Origin of the sequence: Streptomyces niphimycinicus (assembly GCF_018883605.1) — a bacterium.
Lineage (GTDB): Bacteria > Actinomycetota > Actinomycetes > Streptomycetales > Streptomycetaceae > Streptomyces > Streptomyces niphimycinicus.
In genome coordinates this window covers 1-1,079 of sequence record NZ_JAHLEM010000512.1, presented here as the reverse complement: position 1 = coordinate 1,079, position 1,079 = coordinate 1, and the positions used below count along the sequence as shown (strand labels likewise).

At 71.4% G+C, this 1,079-nt stretch carries 1 protein-coding gene; it reads right to left on the bottom strand.

Annotation, left to right across the window (positions count from 1 at the left end; translation table 11 throughout):
* Positions 1 to 1,079: acyltransferase domain-containing protein (locus KN815_RS34320; RefSeq protein ID WP_216345754.1), on the bottom strand; the 1,079-nt coding region annotated here is incomplete at both ends.

Genomic DNA, 1,079 nt, shown 5'->3' with positions numbered 1-1,079 from the left:
CCCACCTCGGGAAGCACCAGCGGCGCCGCCAGCGTCAACTCCTCGACCTGATCACAACCGACCTGGTCACCGGCACGAACCGCCAGCTCCACAAAAGCCGTACCCGGCAGCAGCACCGAACCCATCACGGCGTGGTCCGCCAGCCACGGATGCGTGTCGAGGCCCAGTCGGCCCGTGAGCAGCAGCCCTTCGCCACCGGCCAGCGGCACGGCGGCCCCGACCAGCGGATGGTCGACGGTGGCCAGCCCCAGCCCGGCCGTACCGCCCAGGGCAGCGGCCGGGAGCTCGGGCCAGTAGCGCGCGTGCTGGAAGGCATACGTCGGCAGCTCGACCCGAGCCGCGCCCGTACCGGCGAAGACGGCGTCCCAGTCGACCGCCACACCACGGACCTGGGCCCGGGCGACGGCGGTGGTCAGCGTCTTGGCCTCGGGACGGTCCTTGCGCAGCGCGGCGGCGAACGCGGCGTCCTCGCCACCGGTCACACACTGCTGGGCCATGGCGGTGAGCACACCGTCCGGGCCCAGCTCGACGAACGTGGAGACACCCTGCGCCTCAAGGGTCCGCACACCATCGAGGAAGCGGACGGCCTCGCGGACGTGGCGCACCCAGAAGTCGGCCGTCGTGATCTCCTCGGCGGCCACCACGCCACCGGTCAGATTCGACACGATCGGGATGCGCGGAGCCTCGTACGACAGCCCCTCCGCAACCTCCCGGAACGCGTCCAGCATCCCGTCCATGCGCGGCGAGTGGAACGCGTGGCTGACCGTGAGCCGCTTGGTCTTCCGGCCCTGCGCCTCGAAGCCCGCCGCAATCGCGACAGCCTCGTCCTCATCACCCGCGATGACCACCGACGTCGGCCCGTTCAGCGCGGCAATGCTGACCCGCTCGGTCAGCAGCGGCAGCACCTCGTCCTCCGAAGCCTGCACCGCGATCATCGCGCCACCTGCCGGAAGCGCCTGCATCAAACGGCCACGCGCCGCCACCAACCGGCACGCATCCGCCAGCGACAACACACCCGCCACATGCGCCGCGGCCAACTCACCGATCGAATGCCCGGAGAGGAAATCGGGCCGCAGCCC